The following is a 20,287-nucleotide window of genomic DNA, read 5'->3' as shown; positions in this document are numbered from 1 at the left end:
TTCAATCACCCCCCAAAGTCCAGGAATATGTCCACAATCCTATCAGCCCATCTTTCGAGCAAACTCGGATGATAGTTCCTGATCATCTTAATGAACAACTCTCTATCTCCCACAAAGTAATATCTTACAAATTTTCCCTCCCTACTTCCTTCAACCAGTCCCAACTTTTCAAGTTTGCTCATGTAATAGTTAATTGTCGGAGGAGATAAACCAATTTTCTCACACAGTTCTTTTTGAGTAATTCCTGGATTAGTGATTAAATACATTATTATTTCCCTCATGTTTTCGCTTGAAATAAGACTGAGAACATCTTCCTCCTTTTCACTAAAAATTCCTGCCGGAAAATAATGCCTCTTCAATCCGCTTCTTTTGGACTTTACCACTCCCATCTTTTCAAGCTTGTATATGTGATACTGTAAGTCTCCCTTAGCTAGCCCAAGTCTTCGAGATATTTCATTGAAATTCAGTCCAGGATTCTCTTTAATGAATTCAAACACTCGCTTTGTTGTCTCATTGAGCTCTTTCCCGCTCATTGTTATCCTTGGTATTTTACTGATTTGGGATAGATAATACTTTTTTGGTTCAATTTTAGAAATGTTATTTACACTGTATTTTCTATGTCCAAAAATGAAATTGCTCATATTTTGAAAATTGAACTAACAATTCCAGTATTGAACCAGAAGAACTTTATATGGGCTCTGTTTAATACAAAATTGAAGAACCGGATGGAGGTGAAAAACATGAAGATCTGGAAATTTAATATTGGAAAGAAAATTGTAGCAGCGCTGGCAGCGCTAATAGTGGGGCTTGGCATTGGAGCCTTTGCACTAGCAGCATCAAACACAGCTGATAATGAAACACAAACTGGCATTCACTCGCCAAATTATGTTGGAAGCATAACTGTTCCCAAAACTGCAGATGGTATCAGTGAAGATCAAGAAGCAAAATTGCTTCAAAGTTTAGCAAAGATAACTCCGGAGCAAGCAAAGCAAGCGGCCCTAGCAGAGGTCAATGGAAACGTCATCAAAGTTGAACTGGATAATGAAAATGGATATCTAGTTTATTCAGTTGAGGTTAAAACCGGCGATGGTACTATAAAAGACGTAAAAGTCGACGCAGGAAATGGAAAAATACTCCATATTGACAGCGGCATTGAAGAAGAAACTGATAAAGAGTTAGAGGAAAATAATAAAAACAAGCTTTCAAATGACAGCAATGATACAGACAATATTCAGGAAGAACTAGAACAAGAAGAGGAGGGTTGAAATCTTTCTAACTTTCATTTTTTGGTACCTGCATTTTTACTTTTTATAACACTTTGAGAAATGAACCACTTAACTTTTAAGTATGGTACAAGAGAAGACGGTAGGGATGAAAATGATAACTATAGGGGAATACACTAATCTCCTCAAATCATTAAATAAAACCAGTTTGGAGCTTATTACAATTGCTCTGGCTTTATATTACCTAAGTACTATAATCTACGCCCTTCGCTGGAAAATTATACTGGATAGCATGGGAAAAAATGTACCCTTGATTGATCTCTTAAAAGCGATTCTCTCCTCTATTTTTGTTAATAACGTTACTCCAATGAGCCGTGGGGGTGGAGAAATTCTAAGAGTTACTTGGATATCGAAAAAATATAAGATTCCATTGAGCTTATCGACTGTCAGCATACTTTATGAAAGGATAATGGAAGCCTTTCCAGTAACAATCCTATTGTTTTTGGGACTAACGTATTTCGCTAGACATATTATCTATTTTGTTTCACTCGCAATCTTTGTTGTGGTGCTTATTTGGCTCAATTGGGAAGAATTCATAAAGCTTTCAGTTAAAATAATTAAAGTTGAGCTTACAACAGAAGAACTCATGAATATAATTTCATTAAAACGGAAATTCTCATTAAATATTCTCGTGGTTGGATTGAGTTCAGTGGTTTGGTTTTTGGATATGCTTAGGCTCAAACTCATAGCACTTGCTTTTGGCTGGAATCCAAGTATTGGATTTTTAGCAATAGTCTCACTTGCAAATCTTATATTTGGGCTTATGGCATTTACTCCCGGAGGGATTGGTATAGTAGAGGGCGGACTAATAGGGACACTTACCTACTTTGGAATACCTTCAACCCTAGCCGTATCAATAACACTAATTGAGCGCTTTATTTCTTATGTGCTGAGTTCAATAGTCGGATTTATAACATTAATAGTATTAGGAGGTACCGAAATATGGAGAGTCTTAAAATCGCATTAGCTTCGGATTGGTTTTTTCCAAGTATCGGTGGAATAGAGTATCACATCCATGATTTAGCTTTAAATCTTGTTGATATGGGGCATGATGTTCATGTTATAACAAGATTTGGAGATTTTCCAGATAAAACCCTCCCATATACTGTCCACCGGTTTAAAGGGAGGATTACCGTTGATAGCTTCCACATAAGCATTGGAATGAATCTGCTCAAAAGCGTGAACGAGCTTTACAAAAAGGAGCATTTTGATATCACTCACGGACACAGCATTTATTCTCCAATAGCCGTAGGAGTTTCAAATCTTTCCAGTGGGATTAGAGGTGTTCCGAGCATTATAACAAACCATTCATTCTTGGGCAAATCTATCTTAAACCCGACCTATATCTTCCTTTTACGAGCTTCTCTGAGGAAGGTTAACGGCTTTATTGCTGTGAGCAATGCTGTACAGAAAGACTTAGAGAAAATCCTTGGTGCAAGACTTAAGAACAAACCGATACATGTTGTACCAAATGGTATAGATACGAATTTCTGGAAGCCTGTGGAAGATAAAAAAGAATGGAAAAGCAACATTGGACTAGATGGAATAGTAATAACAACCACTTCAAGACTCACAAAGAGAAAAAGAATAGATGTAATACCCAAATTAGCTAGAACTCTCACAGAAAAATATAGAACGACCAATATAAAATTCGTAATAATAGGCGATGGTCCAGAGAGAAGGAAAATAGAAGAACTCATTAAATCATACCATGTTCAGGATAAGGTTTTGATGGTTGGAAAGCAACCCAGAGAAAAAGTTAGAGAATACCTCTGGGCAAGCGATATTTACTTATCCCCAACGATTTATGAAGCGTTTGGAATAGCCGCCCTTGAAGCCCTTTCTTGTGGGGTTCCTGTGATAGCAAATAATCATGGAGGGATAAGCGAGATAGTCAAGCATGGCCTCACTGGATTAATGTCCCAAGACGACAAAGAGTTGCTGGAAAACATTGTATATCTGCTAAATAACGTGGAATTGATTGAAAAGATGGGCAAAAATGCAAGAAAGATTGTAAAAGAGGAATTTACATGGGAAAAGATAGCAAAAGAAATAGTCGAGATATACAAGAAGACGATAGAAACATTTGAAAGAGATCCCTTCATTCTATACACACTCCACCAGGTGCTGAAAGGGGGAATAACGAATGCTGGTGTCTTTAACCTTTGACGTCGAGCAAGATTGTCCACCATACTTAAACACTACCAGAGGCATGGAAGAAGGATTACCGAAGATTCTTGATCTTCTCAATGAAAAGAATGTTAAAGCAACATTCTTCTTCACTGCTGAGATGGCAAAGAAATACCCAAATCTTGCAAAAAGGATTGTTGATGAAGGGCATGAACTCGGCTGTCATGGCTTTAATCATGAGCGGTTTGATAAACTTGAGAAAAACAAGGCGGAGGTCATTATTAAAAAGTCACTAGACATTTTGAGAGAGTTCGGAGATGTTGTCTCTTTTAGGGCCCCAAATCTTCAATTTCCCAGATATCTCTTTTCAGCTTTAAGTAAAAACGGAATACTAGTGGATTCCTCAAGGGCAAGATACAAGGGGTATAAAGGGGGAATTAAAGTGCTTGATGGTGTTTTAGAGATTCCAGTCTCGGTAACATCTTCCATATTAAGGCTTCCCTGGCCAGTACAGAAATTTATTCATGCGAGACTAAGGGAACCAAGAGTTTATTTTGCTCATCCTTGGGAGTTCGTTCCAATGCAAAAAGAGAAAATACGATTTGACTGCAAGTTTAACACAGGAGACAATGCTTTAATACTTTTAGAGAGGTTAATTGATTATTACAAGGATCAAAATGCTAAATTTGTGATGATAAGAGAGTACCTAGATGTTTATAACAAGAAAACATGAAAATGCAACAAAAATAGTGCCTATCTTTCTCAATCGAACTTATCTAATAGAGTTTTCTGTATGGAAAAGGTTAATAAAGTTAGGTCTTCCTAATTTTAATCAGGTGGTTGTATGGAGTATCTTGAGATTCCCCTTTTGGATGAAGATGGAAAAGAGGTAAAGCTAAAGGATTTCCTTGGCAGATGGATTGTCCTCTACATCTATCCACGGGATAATACTCCAGGCTGTACCACAGAGGCTAAGGAGTTCACAGAGCTTTTACCTGAATTTGAGAAGTTTGGAGTCCTCGTTGTTGGAGTCAGCAAAGACTCCATTGAATCCCATCGGAGATTTAAAGAGAAGCACAATCTCAAGGTTAAACTCCTCAGTGACCCAGAGGCTAAGCTGATAAAGACTTTGGGTGCCTGGGGCAAAAAGATGAGAGGAGAAGGCGTATTGAGGAGTACCTTTATAATAAATCCCAAAGGAGAAATTGTGTGGGAAAAGAGAAGAGTTAAAACCAAGGGGCACGCTGCTAAGGTTCTTGAAGTTGTTAAGGAACTGGTGGAAAAATGAGGATAATAACTTCAATTCCACCAGAAGATCTTGAGATAATCTTAAAGAAGTCAAACGCTTCGGTTAGGCTAGAGATTAGAGAAGCTGAACCTTTCCATGGAATGCCCAGATACGAGGTAATTATTGAGGGAGATAAAAAGGAGATAGAGAAGTTCATGGAAAAGCTAAGGTTAGCAAGGGCTGGTGGTTAGCTTTCCTTTTCTAGGCTTCTTTTCTCAAGATATTTTTCTAACAAAGTTTTCAGCACAAGCAGCACCAAAAATACTACTAGAATGAGAGCAACTTTTTCAAGGAAAATTCCTCTAGGAACAGATATGGGATTATACACGATATCACCTCATATTGTCTTATCCAACCATCGCATTCTTCAGTCCAACCTCTGCAACAAGTTCAACTGCCCTCTTCATTTCATCATAGTTTAAACTTCTAGCAATTTCAGAATATTTCTCCGCTTTGTATTCTGGTCTGTACTGAAACATCACGTTTACTCTAACTTCTTTTCCAATATTCTCCGCTATCCACTTCAAAATTGGCTTAGTGCAACATTCCAGATGATTTGGCATTACCAGATGCCTTATCAAAAACTCTGCTTTATAGTGTCCTTTGGCTAGAAGGAAGTTTCTTGTTACAACTTCCCAATAACTTGGAGCTTTTGAATACTTAAGGGCATCTTCGTTGTTGCCCCACTTAAAATCAGCCAGGTAAACATCAACTATTCCATCCAGGAGCTTCATTGTAATCTCGCTCATGTACATGTTAGAATTCCAGACTACTGGAATCGGGACTTTAACGTATCTGAGCGTCTCAAGGATGAAAGGTAAATTTGGTGTTGGCTCTCCTCCAACAAAATTCACATTTTTGGCACCCTCAGCATACGCAACAGCGATTTTAGTCGCCATTTCTTCTGGTGAATATCTTAATCCAACCCTGTACTGACTTATGTCCCAGTTTTGACAAAACACACATCTAAAGTTGCACCCAGAGAAGAATATAGTGTATGATGGAACTAGCTCGGGCTCTTCTCCAATGTGTAGAAAGTCACTTGCAATCAAGCTATCCTTAACTCGACAGTAGCCAATGCTCTCCTTTCTGTTTACTCGGCATTTAATCTCACAAAGTTCACACTTTTCAATTATTCTGTCTGCTATCAAAGCTTTCAGATCAAGAAGACTTTTCTCTAAATTTTTGCTTAAATCGTTCTCTTTCAATTTTTCCATACCTTCTTCATGGGCCTTCCAAAGTTCCTCAAGAGGGTCATCTTTTGAAAAATTAACCTTCACTTGCTTTGCATAGAAAAAATTGGGTTTTTCTCTCCCAGAAAGGATTTCAAAATAATGAGGCATTGCTCTCTTTGCTTTTTCAATTTCTCTTATATCAACCCTGCGGAACCACATAACCATCATTAAAAAATAATCAAAAATACTTAAAACTATTTCAAACCTCTTCAAGCTTCTTCTTAACTTCTTCAGTGTACCTCTTTGTTTCTTCTAGGGCATTTCTGAGATTACTGAGCTCAAGTTTGAGCTCGTTTAGTGTTTTGTTCATCTGATAAAAGGCAAAAACGATAATGGCAATAAGTATTAGGCCTAAAGTTATTGAAATCCATCCACTTGATGTTCCACCATATGGAGGCATCTTTCAATCCTCCCTCAGATTTTTTATAATGTCATTATCGATTACGAGCCTAAAAGGTTTTGCCTTGTAGTATTTTTTGGCCCTTGGATCGCCAGGCTCAAGACGGAGTTCACTCTCAACGAGGTTTGCTTTTTCAAGCTTTTTCAAATGGAGATACAAAAGCTGACGAGAAATGTTGAGCTCCTTTGCTAATTCATAAACGTACCACTCCTTTTCACAGAGCATTTTGAGTATCTTAACTCTTATCGGAACGCTTAAAGCCTCTGCAATCACTGTCAGCTCTTGTATGCTTCTAACCATTTTCATCACGTATCTAAATTATTGCATAAGCTAAAATTTCCTTACATACTATGTGCAAAAAGGAAAGATAAAAAGTTTTCGAATCATTTCTTGGTGATTAGATAGATCAGTGCACCAATTAGTATAAATGGTAGCAGTAGGAAAGCTAACCTAAATAGCAGAAGGAATATTCCAAAGATTCCAAAGCCCCACCACCAGCCAAAACCCCATCTTCTTCTACCAAAAATTGGACCTCTTATCATAGGTCCTCCAAATCCTCTAGGCATTCCCATCACCTCACTCTGGTAAATACAGCCAACCAACAACCTTTTCGTTATAATTAAGTGTTACCTTGATTCCAAATGCCGTTTGATAAGCGCTTCCAATGCTCAGCTCTTCAATTGAGTAATCACCGACAATCTTTCCTACATAATTGCCATAATTATCACTGAGCTTTTGGATAACACCTCTTGATGTCTGAAATTTCTCAACCTTTGTACTTCTCAAGACATTTAATGCATCTTCCTCAACTTCTTCAACGGGAATTTCTTCAATTGGAAATTCCCCATATTCAACGAGGTGAAACATTTTAACAGCTTCCATATTTTCATCCTCCACAGTGCTTAGCCACAAAATGGAAATATGGAAAAAGAAAGACTTCACCATCTTCCTCCTCTAAATCCTCCCATACCTCTACCTCTGAATCCACCAACTCCACCCATTCCAGTGTTCATAGGGCTCGAGATTATCTCATTGTAGTAATCCTCATCAAGGACTTGTGGCTCGTAGGTAACTCCATAGACACTGAGGGTTCTTGTGAAAGCTCTCAAGTGGTTCTCTGAGCCATTTATTAGGCTCTCATAAACTTGAATTATGTCGGCATTGTCAGTTTTTGCAATCCACTCCTCCAGATCCTTGATGTCTGTCTCCTCAATGAGTGCCCCAACTTTGAGTCCATCTTCAACGCTTTGGCTTCCCATTGCTATAAGCTGGTCATATAAAGCCTGAAGCTCTGGGGTTGTGAATACTCCAACTTCATCAACTGCTGGATCCTCAATCCCGTACTTCTTGAGTAGGCTTAATACTGCATCCATATGCATCTGCTCACTGTTTGCTATGTTCTGGAATATCTGCAAACCATACGTTTCATAGAGTGTTAAGTAGACATCCCTCGCAAGCTTTTCCTCTTCCCTCATCCAGAGCAGTCCATCAATCTCTTCCTGTGTGAGTGTGTCGTTTCCATAGATTGCGACATATGGCCTATCCCATGTTATGCTACTTTCTCTATCCCATGCATCTGCCCACCATGGCATTGCTGCTACACTACCAAATATAATACCAAACATAAAACCCAACAACCCCAAACTTAATATTTTCTTCCTCATGTTCTCAACCTCCTCCATATGTAACTTCATTATTACATATGTAGTCTAAGTTTATAAAGTTTTCGGTTGGGGGAAAGAATCTTGAGGTTAGAATAACGTGAGAACAATCTAAAACTTGTTTAGTTATGAGGAGTTGAATGGCAGTCTTCCTCAACACAATCAGCTATAATTTGAAGCATTGCTATGCCTCCGACTGTTAGAATTCTTCTTTGAATCTAATAGATTCATTGCAGACAGAATTCCAAAAAGATGAGCATTTATGATTAGATATATCTATAAGAGTTCAGAACATGCAAAAGTATTAAAGAGATTCTAATCCTAAAGAATAGAATAAGGAACAAAAAGACATCAACCACTTGGACCTGTTTCCATGGGGCTGTTTATTATCTGCTCATATTCCTCTTTGCTTAAGTATTGAGGTTCGTAAGTCACTCCATAATTCTTAAGCTGGCTGACAAATGCCCTCAAATGATTTCTTGAGCCTTTCATAAGGTTTTCATAGACTGTTATTATGTCCTGCTTATTCGTTTTGCTTATCCACTTTTGCAAGTCAACAATGTCAAGCTCTTCAATCATTGCTCCTACTTTGAGAGCATCTATCTGTGATTTACTTCCTTTTTCAACAAGCTCATTGTAAAGCTTTTGAATTTCTGGATTGCTAAACTTTCCGACAACTTCATCCGCGACAGGATCTGGGAGGTTGTATTTCTCTAGAAGTAATTTTACGGAATCCATGTGAGTCTGCTCGCTTCTTGCAATGTTTTGGAATATTGGAAGTTTCCATTTCTCGTAGAGTGTTAAGTAAACATCCCTTGCCAGTTTTTCCTCCTCTCTCATCCAAAGTAGTCCCTGTTTTTCTTCTTCTGTTAGAGGTTCTGCTGGAATTGAGTCGATGTACTGTTTTAATGCTTGGGTATCAATAGAGGTATTGCCTTCACCACCTACATTAATAAAATCTGAACCTTTTCCTTCTGGGGGACCGTGTTGTCCTTGAGCTGCAGGTGAAGTAGTTGTTTGAGTTTGAGTAACCGTTTGCGTGGGTGTTTTGCTGACACAGCCTGCTACTAATCCTATCAAAATTAAACCAATCAACGCCAGTATTCCTATTTTTTTCATTTCCATCACTGGTCAGAAAAATGTTTTCTATTCGTTATTAACTCTGTAAATACTACTTAATAAACTTTACCCAAAAATAAATTTATTGCATGTTTAGAAAATATGATTAAAATCTAATTTAAGCTACAACTGGTCTTATTGCCACTTATCCAAGTGCTGTCATTTACTGTTGAATTAAATTCAAGCAAAATAAAATCAGAAGAAGAACTGGAAAGATTGAAAGTTCAGGGCCTTCCCCTATTTCCGACAGGCATGCGGGCTTTCTCTTTGATTATTTCTTTACCACCTATATAGCATGTCCTGATCTCTTCCCTTAACTTAATCATGAGCTCCTGAGCAGTGTCATAATCACCATTTCTTATTGCTGCCCTTATCTGCTCCATTAACTGTAGTGCCACTGTTATATTAACACCTAACCTCTCCATGACCCTAATCTGTGCCTCAACCCTTACAAGCTCTCTCTCCAGCCTCATCTTTGTATTGTTCATTATCATCTTCCTAATGTCCTCTCCAGCAAGCTTAATGACCATTTCAGCCTTTGACTTTGCTGCTATTGCAAGGCCATAAGCCAAGCCGTATTTTCCAGTATTATATGCATCTTTTGCATCTTCAAGCTGCTTCTCTGCAATTGCAATGATGTTCTCAATGGCCGGATTTGTTGCGTTTTCAGCTAGTTCTTTTGCTGTGTTTATCTTTTCCTCAGCTATTTGTATTGCCTCAAGAGCTCTCTCAGCGGTCATGTTGACTTGAACCTTTGTACAGTTACATTCTTTAAGTTGCTCTCTAAGCTGCTCCTGTATCCTAAGCATTGTCTGGTTCATAACGGGTGTTCCCACTACTGTGAAGTTTCCTGTTCTAAGCCTTAACCTTTCCATTATTCTCGTAATGTTTGTGGTCTGGTTAACTAGAATTATCATTGCTCTTTCTTGGATTGCAAGCTGCAATGCTTTTTCAATTCCTGCTAGGTCTGTACCTGCTACAAGGACAACTCTGTTTTGCAACTGGAGCTGGAACTTCACCGTAGCATTCTTAATTACTGCCAAATCTGTTTCATATCTATTTTCTCCCCACCATCTCTCAACTGTGATGCCCAGGTTCTGCAAGTCTTCAACGTATTCCTCCGGAACTGCCACTGGACCACCAATGATAATGACTTCATCAGGAGCATAGCTGATTATTTCTGCAGTTACATTTGGATCGTAAACTCCCCATGGTGTCTTAACGACTACCACGTTAACTGTCAAGTTTGCAATGTAATTTGCTAATGCACAGTCTGCCTCGTTGTTGCTCACTAGAATCACTATTGTAGTATCTGTAGCACTAACAGGTTTGAGAGTTACTGGGATTGCTAACATCATTAAACCAAATATTATTGATAATGCCTTTTTCCACATCATGCTCAATCACCTCCACTATTTTCTAGTAAATATGGAATATTTAAGCTTTTTTCACAAAATCGTCAAATATCGTTTTCGTTTGTTTAATTTTAAGCTCAATTATTGCTCAATATACTCCCAAGTGTTAAACAACGTTTGTAAACGTTTATTTATGTTTAAGCTTACTTTGAAGTAAATATTTTGGGAAATAACAGGATACAGCTTTTTGATCTTATTGATCTTAAATTACTGGGGAAGTCTTACTTATTTAAATCTCCTCTAATAATTTATCAATGCTCTTGTTCTGTTCCTTCAGTTGATGTGCTACTGCATTTAGGTCTTTGACTTCATCAAGTAACTCATTAATGGATTTTTTCAAGGAATACATTGAAAATGCAACTATCACCAGCAGAACTATCCAAAGTCCGATTATAAAGTAGTCAGTTTTAGTTATTCCTTCAGCATAGCTATAAAAATTTGAAAAATAGGGACCGGGCATTTAACCTCCCTCCTGTTTTGCTTTTGCTATAGCTTCAGCCAAAATTTCCTTAAATTGCTCCCTATCCAATTCATTATTAATTTCTATGGTCTCAAGTAGCTGGGTGGGCTGTGCCTCAATATTATAGTCTGCTTTTAAGATTTCAACGAGTTTTTGAGGATCAACATCATACATCTTGGCAAGTTGTTCCAGCGTCAGACTCTTCAGCATAGAGCCTGTTATCTCTATTGTTGTGTTATCAACTGTTGTTACTGATGTCCCCTCAGATGAAGTAGTCTCGTATGTAGTTTCTTCCTCGGCAGTTAGTGCAGCAAAGGCAAAGTATCCACCAACGAGTACTAGACCAATTAGTACTAAGCTTCCAGCTACTTTTACTCTACTTTTCTTAAATGCAGATCTAAGCATGACAATCATGCTATTAAACCCAACTACTAAGTGAATTGCCACTAAACCAATCATGACAAATCCTAAGTATGTATGTACTGTTTCCCAAGTATCCTTAGTTGCTCCTAAGAACGTCCAGCCAATGGCATCTGCAACCCTACCAGGTGGTGCTTGATAAAGAGCTATTCCAGATATTGCCACAAGTATAAACACTACTGTCAAAACTAAGTCAACTGTTCCCCTTAACCAAGCTGACGCCTTCATCTTCATCACCCACAATCTCTTTTAGAACAATCCTCTTTTTCAACTCCTACAGGTAGAGGAACAACACTATCTTTTTTCTCAAAAATCAGTAGTGAGAGCAAAGTTTTAACTTTTTCTAACATTTTCATATTCCATACCTCCAAAAAATAAAAGGAAAGAATCACTTCATAAGGAAGAATCCTACAATGTTTCCATCATAGCTCAGGAAGACTTTTATTCCATTCTGGGTCTCGTATGCTTTGTACACTTCAAGTGAGCTGAGGTCGTAGTCGCCAACTATCTTTCCGATGTATTCTCCATCAAGCACCAGCCTTTGTACTGTGATTCCTCTTGGAGTTACAAACTTCTCAATGGTAACGTTGCTTAAGTACTCTTGCACTTGCTCTTCACTAATCTCTGCTTCTCCCAGGTATTGTCCCTTAACTCCAAGTCCCATAAACTGAGGAGTTCCCTTTCCATGGTCACCATTTTGACCGTGCATGTATCTTGCTTGGATGTAACTTCCACACATGCAGCTGTCTGTTGTTTGTGCTGTATTTTCAGGCACTCCCTGATATGCTGCAACTGCTCCAAACACCAAACCAACTGCCAAAGCTAACAACCCAATACCCAATATTCTCTTTCTCATGTCGGATCACCTCTGCATATGTAACTTCATTATTACATATGTAGCTAGACTTTATAAAGTTTTCGGTTAAGAAAATAGTGCATTTTAAAGTACATCATCTCACGTTATGCTTCGAAACAGGTCATTAATGAACGTAAACTATTCGTTCTGCATCTTTTATTATGTAAAAGTTTCGAAAGATTTTGCTAAACAGAAAAACTTATTTGAGAAAAGTTTGTTAAACGTTTGCATTTTCTCAAAACAGAGCGGTTAAAGGTTTTTGTGAACTCAAAGCTTTTATAGAATTTCATCATTATAAAATACGGTGGTTTCTATGAAAGGTTGGTGGGGAAGAATTTTAAGAGTTGATTTAACCAACAACAAAGTTAAAGTACAAGAATACTCTCCAGAAGTTGCTCAGCTTTTTATTGGCGGTAGAGGATTAGCTGCAAAAATTCTGTGGGACGAGGTTAAAGGTGTTGATCCTCTCAGCCCAGAGAACAAGTTAGTTATAGCCGCTGGGCCCTTTAACGGCCTCCCAACTCCAAGTGGTGGAAAGCTTGTAGTTGCTGCAAAGAGCCCGCTTACAGGTGGTTATGGTGACGGTAACTTAGGAACAATGGCAACTGTTCACTTAAGAAAAGCTGGTTATGATGCCATTGTTGTTGAAGGCAAGGCGAAGAAACCTGTTTATCTCTATATCGAAGATGATAATGTTAGTATTCTTAGCGCTGAGGGACTTTGGGGACTTGACACTTTTAAGACAGAAGAAGAACTCAAGAAGATACATGGAAAGAACGTTGGTATCTTAAGCATTGGACCGGGTGGAGAGAACTTAGTTAAGTACGCTGTCATTATGTCACAAGAAGGTAGAGCAGGTGGAAGGCCAGGTATTGGTGCTGTTATGGGTTCAAAGAAACTCAAAGCTATTGTTATTAAGGGTACAAAAGACATACCCGTTGCTGACAAGGATGAACTTAGAAAGCTTAGCAAAGAAGCCTATGATGAAATCCTAAGTAAACCAACCTATGAGTTCTGGCACAGACAAGGAACAATGGCCGCAGTAGAATGGTGTAATGAAAACTCAGCACTACCAACATACAACTTTGCAGATGGTTCATTCAAGTTTGCAAGATCAATTGATGGATACACATTAGAGGGTATGAAGGTCAAACAGAGAGGGTGTCCTTACTGTAACATGCCATGTGGAAACGTAGTATTAGATGCAGAAGGACAGGAAAGTGAGCTTGACTACGAAAACGTTGCGCTTCTTGGCTCAAATCTAGGAATTGGGCAGCTTAACAAAGTTTCAGTGCTCAACAGACTAGCTGATATGTATGGTCTCGATACAATCTCACTTGGCGGTTCAATTGCATTCGTAATGGAAGCAACAGAGAAGGGCTTAATCAAAGATGGAGTGGAGTTTGGAGACTTCAAAGGTGCAAAGCAGCTTATTGAGGATATTGCTTTCAGGAGAGGCGAACTTGGAAACTTCGCTGCTGAGGGAGTAATGAGGATGGCTCAAAAGCTCGGTGATGACAGCTTCGCAATGCACGTTAAGGGACTGGAGGTCAGCGGTTACAACTGTTTCATCTACCCAGCGATGGCACTTGCATTTGCAACATCCTCAATCGGTGCCCACCACAAGGAAGCATGGGTCATCGCTTGGGAAATTGGTACGGCTCCAATTGAAGGAGAGCAAGCAAAGAAGGTTGAATACAAGATTACCTATGACCCAGAGAAGGCTGCAAAGGTTATTGAGCTCCAGAGACTCAGAGGTGGACTCTTTGAGATGCTCACCGCATGTAGGCTTCCATGGATTGAGCTTGGCTTAGACATTAACTACTATCCAAAACTTCTCGAAGCAATTACTGGAGTTAAGTACACATGGGATGATCTCTACAAGGCAGCAGACAGAGTCTATGCACTAATCAGAGCTTATTGGGTCAGAGAATTTGGCGGCAAGTGGGACAGAAAGATGGACTATCCACCAAAGAGATGGTTCATTGAAGGACTTAAGAGCGGACCATATAAGGGACAACACCTTGAAATGGAGAAGTACGATGCATTGCTCAGTGAGTACTACAAGATGCGTGGCTGGGACGAGAGAGGAATTCCAAAGAAGGAGACACTTAAAGAGCTCGGCTTGGACTTTGTCATTCCAGAGCTTGAAAAGGTTACAACACTTGAGTGAGCCTTTTCTAAATCCTTTTAAATTTTCTTTACAACTTCTCTTTCAGGTGATGCTTATGGTAAAAATTAGGCTTATGGGGGCTATGGCACACTTGGCTGGTGCAAAGGAAGTCAATATAAAAATTGAGGAGCCAAAAACAGTTGATGAAATTCTGAGGGAAGTAATCAGAGGATATGACAAGCTTCACGACAAGATAATTTTCGTAAATGGAAAGGTTGCAAGAGGAGATGCTATAGTTCACGACAGTGATGAAATAAAGGTAATGCCAGTGTTGAGTGGTGGCTGAAATGGACGAGAAGTTAAAAGCCTGCAAAAACTGCAAATGGTTTGGTCCAATTGACTCTTACTTTCTTACCCAAGGAATATGTAGAAAGCATATGAAAACAACCCACATGAACGCTATTTGTGACGATTGGAAACCATTATGGGGCAATAGAGATGAGGATAGCAAAGATTAATGAATTGAATTTTGAGATTCCAAAAGATGCATGGTTCAGTTTTTTCAACAGTCCCTATCCAGCTCATAAATTTGGAACAGCAATTGATGTTTATTTTTCGGGGAAAGCTCTTTTTCCATTTGAAGAAGGAAAGGTTCTGGAAATTAGGAAAGTTAGGACTCCACAATACGTTCCTATTAGGGAGGATTACCTCACGATTTTTCAAGTTGAGGGGTTCTGCCTAAAAGTTCTTCATGTTAAGCCAAGCCTCAAACTTGAAGAGAAAATTTATTTGGGAGATGAAATTGGCGAATTAGTTGTTTCAGGCTTTTTTAGACCCTGGAGTGATAAGCATGCTCACTTTGAGCTGAGAGATTGCAAAGATAGATACCGGGCAAGGGGAGGCTTTTTAATTCATCCAAAAATTCTAAAACTCGTACCCACAACTAGAGGAAACGAGTTTGAAGTAGTCGAGAAAACTGAACATTACTACTGGCTGAAGCCTCTAAAGAGGGGAGAGAAAAATTTGACACCCTCGACTTTCAATAGATCTCCTGTTGAAGGTGGCTTGCCTCACTATCACTATGGAGCGGTTTTTGGCAAATTAAGAGAAGTTGAGCTTTTTGGGATAAAGGTTCCAACAGTTCAAGGGCTTCTCAATGATGTCAGTTTGTTCGGAGTAGATTTCCAAATATTTGCAAATGAGCAGAAAGTGAAAGGTATAGGGATTTACTGCAACCAAGAAAAGATAAAGCTAATTGGAGGAGAATTTGAGGTTGGAGATGTTTTGAAGATTAAGTTTCTTAAAAAATAAAATTTGAACATATAATTACAGTTATACAAAACGCTTTCACTTCTTATACACTCTCACATCTAAAACAACGTGCCAAACTCCAGGAGCATAGCGTTTGATTATTTTGCTCTCCAAAAGCTCAGCTTCATAACCATGTTGCCTTGCTATCTTTTCAAATGTTGCAAAAGGCTCTTCGGGCATCAATTTTTCAGGAACAGTGTTGTGATAGTGGATTACTGCCTCATCTTTTGCGATCTCCAAAGCTTTTGGAATAAATTCGTGGGTTTTAATCACGTAACCCATAAGAATTCTGTCTGCAATGTTTTTTCCAGGGAATTCACGATTATCAATGTTATAAGCTGTCATCCTGTCCTGAACTTTATTAAGCTCAATGTTCTCCACTAAAAATTTGAATGTATATGGATTTTTCTCAATTGCAATGACCTTGGCTTTGCAGTACTTTGCTATTGGGAGCGAGAGGTGCCCAATTCCAGCAAACATATCAACAACAAGTTCATTAGGCTTTGCTATACTAGACATCCTAACCCTTTCCTTAACGTTTGCTGGAGAGAACATTATTCTCGCCACATCAAGCTTGTAGAGAATACCATTCTCTTTGTGAATTGTTATCGTATCACTTCCATAAATAATCTCATAATGGGGCTCTCTAAATTCTCCCAAAATCCAGCCCTTCCTTAGGACAGTCTTTACCCCCAAAACTTCAGCGTAAACTTTAGCTATCTCATATTTGTACGGCAAGAGTTCTTCTCTAAGCGGTAAAATCAAAATATCTCCAATTTGAACCCAGTGCTTAGGGAGAAGATCAACTAACCCTTCAGGGAGCTTTTTGCTCAATATCTCCCTTATTCGGGGCTTTATGAGCTGGGTCTTTCTCTTCTTCATCAAATGTAGGCTTCTTATGATATGTTTAAAACTCTTTGGTATCATAAATCATTCGTAGTAACTTGTCGTTTCGGCAAAAAGCGATTGAAAAAGCTTAAAAAAGAGGAAGCTTATAAGAATATTGAGAACCTATCGGAGGTAGAGTTAAACAATGGATGAAGAAGGCTCGAGTAGTTTTTGGCTCATGAAGATATTTAAATCGAAGAAAAAAGATGGAGTTCTGGAGCAAAAAATCACAGAAGATGCCTATGAAGATCTGAGGGCTCTTTTAATGAGGGCAAAGCCCGAAGTTGAAAATGATAAGATTATTCTGAAGTTGCCTCGTGGTGATGTCATTCTAACAAAGGACAGACTCAGGATAGTCGCAAAAAGCAGAGAAGATGCAGAGAAAATTTTAAGGAACCTGCACCATTACTCAATGCCTCCAGGACTCTGGCCTGCCTATGGGTTGAGCTATTCTATAAAGAGAAATTCTGCTGTTTTGAGAAAGAGTAAAGCGTGATTTTTAATTTTTGCTTTGCTTTTCTGCTCTTTCCTCTTACCCCAAAGATTTTAAGCTTATGTTTTGAATACTTTATTCAGCGGATGATGGGCCTTGCCCAGTCTGAGTGGTGATGACGTCGGTATTAGCTGACGCTACTTTAACTTTCCTTAGGAGGCAGAGCAATGAGCGATGAACTGCTTGAGTTCTATGCAAGTGAAGCCTTAACATGTCCCCGACGAATATACTTCAGGCTTAAGGGCTATCAAGAGAAATGGCCCGAATTCGTTAGAGTTAGACTAAATCAAGGTGTTAAAACCCACAATATTTTGGGTGAAATTTTAAGCAAAAGGTTTGGCTTTGAGCTTGAGAAACATATGATTCTCCGCTCTTCTCGTTTGGGTTTTGAAATCCATGGAAGAATTGATGCCTATCGAGACTTCCCCATCGAGATAAAGGGCAAAACTTCTCTTCCAAGGTTACCCTATGAATATCATCTTGCTCAGCTAAACATCTATCTAAGATGGGCGGAAAGCGAATACGGTTACCTATACTATGTGAAACTTGATGAGAATCCTCATAGAGTTCTTAAATGGATAGACTTCTCAAACTTCCCAATAGTCAAAGGAAAAAACTTCAAAGCTTTTGAAATTCCCTATGACGAGAAGCTGTTTAAGGAGACCGTAAAGCAGTTCTACATGGTGAAAAAGCATTATGAAAAAGATAAGCCGCCGAGAGGATGGCATAATTACCTCTGCAAATTCTGTCCCTATTATTACATCTGCTATGGAGATAATGGTCATGAGCTATGAGATTTCAGTTTATCCTTTATCTCCACAGGCAGCTTTTCATAAACTTCCTCAAGTGCTTTTATAAGTTCTATGAGCTCTCTAGCTGTAAGATACGTTGTTTTTGTTCCTAACTCCACAATGAGGGCAATATATTCCTCTGGAGAAACTTCCTCAAGCTCATCGAGATGCTCGCTTATCCTTGGGATTAAACTGAGCCCACCTATTTGCCGAGCACTTCTAATATCGAGCTCCCAACCCTCGACTTCTCTCCCTGTTGGACAGTCCAAGCGTTCAACAAGGATTTTGATATCTGCTATTGGTGTTTCATCATCGGCATCAATCCAATCAATGTAAAGTTTATTCTCATCAATGTGGTGGATTTGAACTGTATAGGTGGCTAAAGGATTAGGTCTTACCGGAGAGCGAGTAGCAAAAACTCCAGTTAACGGGTTTTGTGGATTGTTGTACGGGTGAACTTTCAATACTCGTCTCTTTTCTGGTGTGTCGTTCTTATGAAACCAGAGAATAAGCTTAATCCAATCTCCCTCATGTAAGCCATCAATCGCATCCTTAAACTCAGGGAAAATCTCCAGTATAACCTCCCTGTCGCTCTTTCTAACAATTCCAACAGGTGTGATTTTAAACTTCTCCATGCTCTCACCCTACTTAACTTTCCACTTCAAATCTTTCTCAATGACAGCTTCAATCATCCCTCTATTATAAAGCTCCGCTATAAATGCCCTTATTGGAACCTGGTTTAAAGCCAATGTTTGAGGTGTTACGTTTGCTCCGAATGCTTTGGCTAAATGATAGCTCAGCTCGCTTATGCTCATTGGCTGCTCTAACAACTCTAGAATTTTCTTCTCAGCTTCTTCAACTCTCTGGAGATTAAATTCAAGCAGCTTCTCTGCTTCTTCTCCTTTGACGATCTTTCCATGAGATGGCACCAGCAGAAACCCTTCAATTGCATAATTATGTAATTGCATAATTGAAGCTTTAAATAATTCGACATCAACTAAATAGGGAACTCCAACAGCTTGAATTATTCTTTCCCCAAAGAAGCTGTCCCCTGCATATATAACAGTGCTTTCCTCATCCATAAATCCAGTCATTCCCGGCGAGTGTCCATTGAGCTTTACCGCTTTTAGTCCAAAAAGTTCATCGTTCCACTCAAAAACAGCATGAACTTTAACTTCATGAGGAAACTGAAACACTAAGAATCCTTCAGGGGCTTTTGAGCCAAAGGTCAAAAGTTCCCTGTTGAGGGGACTCTCAGCAATCGAAAACTCAAAACGATGCATGAAAATGGGTGTATCAATCTTTGCAGCTACACTTATATGATCAGCATGTCCATGAGTTGCCAAAAGAGCTTTAACCTCACTCCCGAGCTTTCTAACTTCTCTCAGTAGGTCTTTATGTCTTCCACTCCCGTGTCCAACATCAACAAGAACAGCTTTTCCCTCATGGAGCTTTATCAAGGTTGAAGGACTCCCGGGGTAGAGATATAAGTCTTCACCTAACTTTCTCACTCCCATAAAATCACCGAAAAAATTCTGCATTAGAGGTAATTAACTTTTCTTAAGCTTTTCAATTTCATCAATAATCTCTTGAAAGTACTTGTAAAATTCGCTTTTCTTTAAATATTCTAGAGCGGACCAAAATTCTTCCAGACTTCTAAAACCAGCTTTCTCATATTCATACGCCTGAAGAACCATCTCGAGTTTGTCTGCGAACTTAACCAATCTTCCCTCCAAGCTACTTTCTTCTTCATATTCTTCAAAGAGCTTGAAATACTCTAATCCTCTGTCCTCAACCTCAAGTAAAAGATCCATAACAGCCTTTTTTTCAGCTTTTTTCTTGTCTATGTACCTCTGGGCATCTAATGGGAGATCTGTTATCTTTGATTCCCCTAAGTCATGGAGAAGGGCAATTTTTAGAGCTTTTTCAACATCAATATTAACGCCCTTCCTCCTGAGCTCATCAGCTAACAGAAGGGTAATAAATGCAACCCTAAAGCTGTGGTCGGCCACGCTCTCTGGATTTGAAACTCCCCTAAGCAACCAACCCATTCTCGGCAGCCTTTTAAGCCTACCCACCTCGAGAAAAAGTCTGATCATAGTTACTCCTCCGAGATATACAATGCCTTTTCGGTTTCTATAGCTCTCGCTATTATGCCATCACCAACAAATCTGCCATAGACCTTTACTTGGTCTCCTATCCCAATATATGGTGTTCCAGAGAACTCAATTTTTAATCCGTTTATCCGAAAGATTGTCCTATAGCTTGGGAGCTCCATGGGAAGGAACTCTATTATGGGTTTATCCTCTATAACTCCCTCAAGGACAACATTTTTACCACGAAACCTGTTATCCTTTAAATCATCGGGGAGAACAATGTAATAGTAGTGATGACCAAACTTTACTCTTTTTGGCATCCCAACCA

At 39.0% G+C, this 20,287-nt stretch carries 31 protein-coding genes; 12 read left to right on the top strand and 19 right to left on the bottom strand.

What is annotated here, in order from left to right; translation table 11 throughout:
* Positions 1-5: 5 nt before the first annotated feature.
* A complete protein-coding gene (locus TES1_RS03835) occupies positions 6-641 on the bottom strand; it encodes a winged helix-turn-helix transcriptional regulator (protein WP_084340013.1) in 636 nt (211 codons plus the stop codon).
* 99 nt (positions 642-740) lie between these two features.
* Between TES1_RS03835 and TES1_RS03830 the strand changes: the two genes are divergently transcribed.
* From TES1_RS03830 to TES1_RS03805, 6 genes are all read left to right on the top strand, one after another.
* Positions 741-1,265: a PepSY domain-containing protein gene (locus TES1_RS03830; RefSeq protein WP_042680379.1), complete on the top strand. Its 525-nt coding sequence runs from the start codon at positions 741-743 to the stop codon at positions 1,263-1,265.
* A gap of 106 nt (positions 1,266-1,371) precedes the next feature.
* Positions 1,372-2,250, top strand: a complete 879-nt coding sequence (locus tag TES1_RS03825) for a lysylphosphatidylglycerol synthase transmembrane domain-containing protein (protein WP_227738511.1) — start codon at positions 1,372-1,374, stop codon at positions 2,248-2,250.
* The gene (locus tag TES1_RS03820) at positions 2,226-3,452 is read left to right on the top strand and encodes a glycosyltransferase family 4 protein (RefSeq protein ID WP_042680375.1); all 1,227 of its coding nucleotides are present in this window, start codon (positions 2,226-2,228) and stop codon (positions 3,450-3,452) included. The genes TES1_RS03825 and TES1_RS03820 overlap by 25 nt, the downstream gene beginning before the upstream one ends.
* On the top strand, positions 3,430-4,146 hold the full coding sequence (locus TES1_RS03815) for a polysaccharide deacetylase family protein (protein ID WP_042680373.1): 717 nt from the start codon (positions 3,430-3,432) through the stop codon (positions 4,144-4,146). Before TES1_RS03820 ends, TES1_RS03815 begins: the two co-directional genes overlap by 23 nt.
* A gap of 111 nt (positions 4,147-4,257) precedes the next feature.
* A complete protein-coding gene (locus TES1_RS03810) occupies positions 4,258-4,701 on the top strand; it encodes a peroxiredoxin (protein WP_042680371.1) in 444 nt (147 codons plus the stop codon).
* Positions 4,698-4,892, top strand: a complete 195-nt coding sequence (locus TES1_RS03805; protein WP_042680369.1) for a TIGR04140 family protein — start codon at positions 4,698-4,700, stop codon at positions 4,890-4,892. The genes TES1_RS03810 and TES1_RS03805 overlap by 4 nt, the downstream gene beginning before the upstream one ends.
* Here TES1_RS03805 and TES1_RS10955 read toward each other — a convergent pair.
* The 13 genes from TES1_RS10955 to TES1_RS03750 all read right to left on the bottom strand — a co-directional run bounded on the left by TES1_RS10955 (position 4,889) and on the right by TES1_RS03750 (position 12,267).
* Complete coding sequence (locus tag TES1_RS10955) at positions 4,889-5,029, bottom strand: hypothetical protein (RefSeq protein ID WP_158505951.1); 141 nt, start codon at positions 5,027-5,029, stop codon at positions 4,889-4,891. The genes TES1_RS03805 and TES1_RS10955 overlap by 4 nt on opposite strands.
* A 19-nt stretch (positions 5,030-5,048) precedes the next feature.
* Positions 5,049-6,101 carry a radical SAM protein gene (locus TES1_RS03800; RefSeq protein ID WP_173391289.1) on the bottom strand — a complete coding sequence of 351 codons (1,053 nt, stop codon included), beginning with the start codon at positions 6,099-6,101 and terminating at the stop codon, positions 5,049-5,051.
* 34 nt (positions 6,102-6,135) lie between these two features.
* Positions 6,136-6,336 (bottom strand): hypothetical protein, encoded by a 201-nt coding sequence (locus tag TES1_RS03795; protein ID WP_042680366.1) that lies wholly within the window; start codon positions 6,334-6,336, stop codon positions 6,136-6,138.
* Positions 6,337-6,339: 3 nt separating this feature from the next.
* Complete coding sequence (locus tag TES1_RS03790) at positions 6,340-6,636, bottom strand: ArsR/SmtB family transcription factor (RefSeq protein ID WP_042680364.1); 297 nt, start codon at positions 6,634-6,636, stop codon at positions 6,340-6,342.
* Positions 6,637-6,719: 83 nt separating this feature from the next.
* Positions 6,720-6,908 carry a hypothetical protein gene (locus tag TES1_RS03785; protein ID WP_227738510.1) on the bottom strand — a complete coding sequence of 63 codons (189 nt, stop codon included), beginning with the start codon at positions 6,906-6,908 and terminating at the stop codon, positions 6,720-6,722.
* Positions 6,909-6,912: 4 nt separating this feature from the next.
* Complete coding sequence (locus TES1_RS03780) at positions 6,913-7,218, bottom strand: hypothetical protein (protein WP_042682693.1); 306 nt, start codon at positions 7,216-7,218, stop codon at positions 6,913-6,915.
* Between the two features lie 56 nt (positions 7,219-7,274).
* On the bottom strand, positions 7,275-8,030 hold the full coding sequence (locus TES1_RS03775; RefSeq protein WP_227738509.1) for a DUF2202 domain-containing protein: 756 nt from the start codon (positions 8,028-8,030) through the stop codon (positions 7,275-7,277).
* Between the two features lie 318 nt (positions 8,031-8,348).
* Positions 8,349-9,122, bottom strand: a complete 774-nt coding sequence (locus tag TES1_RS03770; RefSeq protein ID WP_394296078.1) for a DUF2202 domain-containing protein — start codon at positions 9,120-9,122, stop codon at positions 8,349-8,351.
* 218 nt (positions 9,123-9,340) lie between these two features.
* Positions 9,341-10,513 carry a cell wall-binding repeat-containing protein gene (locus TES1_RS03765; RefSeq protein ID WP_042680358.1) on the bottom strand — a complete coding sequence of 391 codons (1,173 nt, stop codon included), beginning with the start codon at positions 10,511-10,513 and terminating at the stop codon, positions 9,341-9,343.
* Positions 10,514-10,760: 247 nt separating this feature from the next.
* The gene (locus tag TES1_RS03760; RefSeq protein WP_042680357.1) at positions 10,761-10,991 is read right to left on the bottom strand and encodes a hypothetical protein; all 231 of its coding nucleotides are present in this window, start codon (positions 10,989-10,991) and stop codon (positions 10,761-10,763) included.
* The gene (locus TES1_RS03755) at positions 10,992-11,645 is read right to left on the bottom strand and encodes a DUF4405 domain-containing protein (protein ID WP_227738508.1); all 654 of its coding nucleotides are present in this window, start codon (positions 11,643-11,645) and stop codon (positions 10,992-10,994) included.
* Positions 11,645-11,767, bottom strand: a complete 123-nt coding sequence (locus TES1_RS11165; protein ID WP_265100806.1) for a hypothetical protein — start codon at positions 11,765-11,767, stop codon at positions 11,645-11,647. The genes TES1_RS03755 and TES1_RS11165 overlap by 1 nt, the downstream gene beginning before the upstream one ends.
* A 32-nt stretch (positions 11,768-11,799) precedes the next feature.
* Positions 11,800-12,267 carry a hypothetical protein gene (locus TES1_RS03750; protein ID WP_042680352.1) on the bottom strand — a complete coding sequence of 156 codons (468 nt, stop codon included), beginning with the start codon at positions 12,265-12,267 and terminating at the stop codon, positions 11,800-11,802.
* 313 nt (positions 12,268-12,580) lie between these two features.
* Between TES1_RS03750 and for the strand changes: the two genes are divergently transcribed.
* Genes for through TES1_RS03735 form a run of 4 tightly spaced genes read left to right on the top strand, consistent with a single transcriptional unit; the run spans position 12,581 to position 15,691 of the window.
* Positions 12,581-14,440 carry a tungsten-containing formaldehyde ferredoxin oxidoreductase gene (gene for / locus TES1_RS03745; protein WP_042680350.1) on the top strand — a complete coding sequence of 620 codons (1,860 nt, stop codon included), beginning with the start codon at positions 12,581-12,583 and terminating at the stop codon, positions 14,438-14,440.
* Between the two features lie 55 nt (positions 14,441-14,495).
* Positions 14,496-14,726, top strand: a complete 231-nt coding sequence (locus TES1_RS03740; protein ID WP_042680348.1) for a MoaD/ThiS family protein — start codon at positions 14,496-14,498, stop codon at positions 14,724-14,726.
* 1 nt (position 14,727) lies between these two features.
* The gene (locus TES1_RS11020; protein ID WP_173391288.1) at positions 14,728-14,898 is read left to right on the top strand and encodes a hypothetical protein; all 171 of its coding nucleotides are present in this window, start codon (positions 14,728-14,730) and stop codon (positions 14,896-14,898) included.
* The gene (locus TES1_RS03735; protein ID WP_042680346.1) at positions 14,879-15,691 is read left to right on the top strand and encodes a hypothetical protein; all 813 of its coding nucleotides are present in this window, start codon (positions 14,879-14,881) and stop codon (positions 15,689-15,691) included. The genes TES1_RS11020 and TES1_RS03735 overlap by 20 nt, the downstream gene beginning before the upstream one ends.
* Positions 15,692-15,727: 36 nt before the next feature.
* On the opposite strand, the gene taw2 is transcribed toward TES1_RS03735, so the two are convergent.
* Positions 15,728-16,573, bottom strand: a complete 846-nt coding sequence (taw2, locus tag TES1_RS03730; RefSeq protein ID WP_042680344.1) for a tRNA(Phe) (4-demethylwyosine(37)-C(7)) aminocarboxypropyltransferase Taw2 — start codon at positions 16,571-16,573, stop codon at positions 15,728-15,730.
* Positions 16,574-16,724: 151 nt separating this feature from the next.
* Here taw2 and TES1_RS03725 point away from each other — a divergent pair, with 151 nt between their 5' ends.
* Positions 16,725-17,075: a hypothetical protein gene (locus tag TES1_RS03725; protein WP_042680341.1), complete on the top strand. Its 351-nt coding sequence runs from the start codon at positions 16,725-16,727 to the stop codon at positions 17,073-17,075.
* Between the two features lie 164 nt (positions 17,076-17,239).
* Positions 17,240-17,866, top strand: coding sequence for a CRISPR-associated protein Cas4 (cas4, locus tag TES1_RS03720; RefSeq protein ID WP_042680339.1), 627 nt, complete (start codon positions 17,240-17,242; stop codon positions 17,864-17,866).
* Here cas4 and tsaA read toward each other — a convergent pair.
* The 4 genes from tsaA to TES1_RS03700 are packed head-to-tail and all read right to left on the bottom strand — an operon-like array spanning position 17,854 to position 20,279.
* The gene (gene tsaA, locus TES1_RS03715) at positions 17,854-18,498 is read right to left on the bottom strand and encodes a tRNA (N6-threonylcarbamoyladenosine(37)-N6)-methyltransferase TrmO (RefSeq protein WP_042680338.1); all 645 of its coding nucleotides are present in this window, start codon (positions 18,496-18,498) and stop codon (positions 17,854-17,856) included. The genes cas4 and tsaA overlap by 13 nt on opposite strands.
* Positions 18,499-18,507: 9 nt before the next feature.
* On the bottom strand, positions 18,508-19,380 hold the full coding sequence (locus tag TES1_RS03710) for an MBL fold metallo-hydrolase (protein ID WP_042680336.1): 873 nt from the start codon (positions 19,378-19,380) through the stop codon (positions 18,508-18,510).
* A 33-nt stretch (positions 19,381-19,413) separates the two neighbouring features.
* Complete coding sequence (locus tag TES1_RS03705; protein ID WP_042680334.1) at positions 19,414-19,962, bottom strand: HD domain-containing protein; 549 nt, start codon at positions 19,960-19,962, stop codon at positions 19,414-19,416.
* A 2-nt stretch (positions 19,963-19,964) separates the two neighbouring features.
* Positions 19,965-20,279, bottom strand: a complete 315-nt coding sequence (locus tag TES1_RS03700; protein ID WP_042680332.1) for a hypothetical protein — start codon at positions 20,277-20,279, stop codon at positions 19,965-19,967.
* Between the last annotated feature and the right edge of the window lie 8 nt (positions 20,280-20,287).

Origin of the sequence: Thermococcus paralvinellae (assembly GCF_000517445.1) — an archaeon.
GTDB lineage: Archaea > Methanobacteriota_B > Thermococci > Thermococcales > Thermococcaceae > Thermococcus_B > Thermococcus_B paralvinellae.
This window is presented reverse-complemented; position numbering and strand designations above follow the sequence as displayed.

What these genes read in the sequence shown, in the direction of transcription:
- TES1_RS03735 (WP_042680346.1), top strand. Translation starts at nt 14,879, where the DNA reads ATGAGGATAGCAAAGATTAATGAATTGAATTTTGAGATTCCAAAAGAT.
- TES1_RS03725 (WP_042680341.1), top strand. Translation starts at nt 16,725, where the DNA reads ATGGATGAAGAAGGCTCGAGTAGTTTTTGGCTCATGAAGATATTTAAA.
- TES1_RS03710 (WP_042680336.1), bottom strand. Translation starts at nt 19,380, where the DNA reads ATGGGAGTGAGAAAGTTAGGTGAAGACTTATATCTCTACCCCGGGAGT.
- TES1_RS03755 (WP_227738508.1), bottom strand. Translation starts at nt 11,645, where the DNA reads ATGAAGATGAAGGCGTCAGCTTGGTTAAGGGGAACAGTTGACTTAGTT.
- TES1_RS11165 (WP_265100806.1), bottom strand. Translation starts at nt 11,767, where the DNA reads ATGAAAATGTTAGAAAAAGTTAAAACTTTGCTCTCACTACTGATTTTT.
- TES1_RS03835 (WP_084340013.1), bottom strand. Translation starts at nt 641, where the DNA reads ATGAGCAATTTCATTTTTGGACATAGAAAATACAGTGTAAATAACATT.
- TES1_RS03810 (WP_042680371.1), top strand. Translation starts at nt 4,258, where the DNA reads ATGGAGTATCTTGAGATTCCCCTTTTGGATGAAGATGGAAAAGAGGTA.
- tsaA (WP_042680338.1), bottom strand. Translation starts at nt 18,498, where the DNA reads ATGGAGAAGTTTAAAATCACACCTGTTGGAATTGTTAGAAAGAGCGAC.
- TES1_RS03750 (WP_042680352.1), bottom strand. Translation starts at nt 12,267, where the DNA reads ATGAGAAAGAGAATATTGGGTATTGGGTTGTTAGCTTTGGCAGTTGGT.
- TES1_RS03785 (WP_227738510.1), bottom strand. Translation starts at nt 6,908, where the DNA reads ATGGGAATGCCTAGAGGATTTGGAGGACCTATGATAAGAGGTCCAATT.
- TES1_RS11020 (WP_173391288.1), top strand. Translation starts at nt 14,728, where the DNA reads ATGGACGAGAAGTTAAAAGCCTGCAAAAACTGCAAATGGTTTGGTCCA.
- TES1_RS03770 (WP_394296078.1), bottom strand. Translation starts at nt 9,122, where the DNA reads ATGGAAATGAAAAAAATAGGAATACTGGCGTTGATTGGTTTAATTTTG.
- TES1_RS03775 (WP_227738509.1), bottom strand. Translation starts at nt 8,030, where the DNA reads ATGAAGTTACATATGGAGGAGGTTGAGAACATGAGGAAGAAAATATTA.
- TES1_RS03705 (WP_042680334.1), bottom strand. Translation starts at nt 19,962, where the DNA reads ATGATCAGACTTTTTCTCGAGGTGGGTAGGCTTAAAAGGCTGCCGAGA.
- TES1_RS03765 (WP_042680358.1), bottom strand. Translation starts at nt 10,513, where the DNA reads ATGATGTGGAAAAAGGCATTATCAATAATATTTGGTTTAATGATGTTA.
- TES1_RS03700 (WP_042680332.1), bottom strand. Translation starts at nt 20,279, where the DNA reads ATGCCAAAAAGAGTAAAGTTTGGTCATCACTACTATTACATTGTTCTC.
- for (WP_042680350.1), top strand. Translation starts at nt 12,581, where the DNA reads ATGAAAGGTTGGTGGGGAAGAATTTTAAGAGTTGATTTAACCAACAAC.
- TES1_RS03800 (WP_173391289.1), bottom strand. Translation starts at nt 6,101, where the DNA reads ATGGTTATGTGGTTCCGCAGGGTTGATATAAGAGAAATTGAAAAAGCA.
- TES1_RS03825 (WP_227738511.1), top strand. Translation starts at nt 1,372, where the DNA reads ATGAAAATGATAACTATAGGGGAATACACTAATCTCCTCAAATCATTA.
- TES1_RS03740 (WP_042680348.1), top strand. Translation starts at nt 14,496, where the DNA reads ATGGTAAAAATTAGGCTTATGGGGGCTATGGCACACTTGGCTGGTGCA.
- TES1_RS03820 (WP_042680375.1), top strand. Translation starts at nt 2,226, where the DNA reads ATGGAGAGTCTTAAAATCGCATTAGCTTCGGATTGGTTTTTTCCAAGT.
- TES1_RS03795 (WP_042680366.1), bottom strand. Translation starts at nt 6,336, where the DNA reads ATGCCTCCATATGGTGGAACATCAAGTGGATGGATTTCAATAACTTTA.
- TES1_RS03815 (WP_042680373.1), top strand. Translation starts at nt 3,430, where the DNA reads ATGCTGGTGTCTTTAACCTTTGACGTCGAGCAAGATTGTCCACCATAC.
- TES1_RS03790 (WP_042680364.1), bottom strand. Translation starts at nt 6,636, where the DNA reads ATGGTTAGAAGCATACAAGAGCTGACAGTGATTGCAGAGGCTTTAAGC.
- TES1_RS03805 (WP_042680369.1), top strand. Translation starts at nt 4,698, where the DNA reads ATGAGGATAATAACTTCAATTCCACCAGAAGATCTTGAGATAATCTTA.
- TES1_RS03780 (WP_042682693.1), bottom strand. Translation starts at nt 7,218, where the DNA reads ATGGAAGCTGTTAAAATGTTTCACCTCGTTGAATATGGGGAATTTCCA.
- TES1_RS03830 (WP_042680379.1), top strand. Translation starts at nt 741, where the DNA reads ATGAAGATCTGGAAATTTAATATTGGAAAGAAAATTGTAGCAGCGCTG.
- TES1_RS03760 (WP_042680357.1), bottom strand. Translation starts at nt 10,991, where the DNA reads ATGCCCGGTCCCTATTTTTCAAATTTTTATAGCTATGCTGAAGGAATA.
- taw2 (WP_042680344.1), bottom strand. Translation starts at nt 16,573, where the DNA reads ATGAAGAAGAGAAAGACCCAGCTCATAAAGCCCCGAATAAGGGAGATA.
- cas4 (WP_042680339.1), top strand. Translation starts at nt 17,240, where the DNA reads ATGAGCGATGAACTGCTTGAGTTCTATGCAAGTGAAGCCTTAACATGT.